Here is a 1,128-nt window from a genome sequence, read left to right on the forward strand (position 1 = left end):
GGCGGTTTCAAAGGTGAAGTGCAACACTCCAGCCCCCTGAGAGCCGTTGCATGACAAGAACCTACGAACAATTGAGCGCCGAGGACCGAGGCGTGATCATGGCGCTGAGTTCCCAGGGCAGCAGCGCACGAGCCATTGCCAGGACGCTGCAACGAGCTGCCAGCACCATCACCCGCGAACTGCGGCGCAACGGCTTCCAGCGTGAGGAGGAGCAATGCGTCATGGGCCGCCCGCGAGTAGCCGGCGGCTATAACGCGCAGCGAGCCGGAGCGAGGGCGCGGCGCGTGCGCCGGCTTGCCTGCCCCGCGCGCAAGCTGCACCTCGGCAGCGACCTGTGGGCCGACGTGCACGGGCTGTTGATCAACAAGTTCTCGCCCGAGCAGATCGCTGCGACACTGAAGGCCGAGTTCCCCGGTCAGCCCGCCTTGCAAGCCTCACACGAGACCATCTACACGGCCATCTACGCCGCGCCCCGTGGGGAGTTGCGCCGCGAGTTGGTGGAGTTGCTGCGCCAGGGGCGCGGTGCCCGCAGGCCGCGCACGCGAGGCACCGATCGCCGAGGGGTGCTGCAAGACATGGTCAGCATCCACCTGCGTCCGCCCGAGGCCAGCGACCGCTTGTTGCCCGGGCACTGGGAAGGCGACCTGATCAAGGGCGCTCGCAACCAGTCGGCCGTGGGTACCCTGGTGTGCCGCAAGAGCTTGTTCGTGATGCTGGTCAAGATGGATGGCAGCACGGCACTGGACGCCTTGCAGGGCTTTGAGCAGGCCTTCTCTCCCTTGCCCCTGGAGATGCGCCAGACGCTGACCTACGACCAAGGCAAGGAGATGGCGCTGCACAAGAAGCTGGCCGAGAGCACGGGCCTGAAGATCTACTTCGCCGATCCCCACAGCCCCTGGCAGCGAGGCATCAACGAGAACACCAACGGCCTGATCCGCGAGTTCCTGCCCAAGGGCTCCGACTTGAGCGTGCACTCCCAGCGCGAGCTCGATCACACCGCCTGGGATCTCAACACCCGTCCTCGCAAATCTCTTGGCTGGCGCACTCCCTCTGAGGTCTTCTTCGAGTCAGCCTTCAACGCCAGCCACTCAAATCAACCCGCTGTTGCACTTGGGCTTTGAAACCGCC

The 1,128-nt window shown here is 65.2% G+C and carries 1 protein-coding gene; it reads left to right on the forward strand.

Going from position 1 to position 1,128, the window contains the following annotated elements:
- The first annotated feature begins 50 nt into the window (after positions 1-50).
- Positions 51-1,121 (forward strand): IS30 family transposase, encoded by a 1,071-nt coding sequence (locus ACXJLU_RS33400; RefSeq protein ID WP_457338014.1) that lies wholly within the window; start codon positions 51-53, stop codon positions 1,119-1,121.
- The last annotated feature ends 7 nt before the right edge of the window (positions 1,122-1,128 follow it).

The organism is Rhizobacter sp. P5_C2 (genome assembly GCF_054049715.1).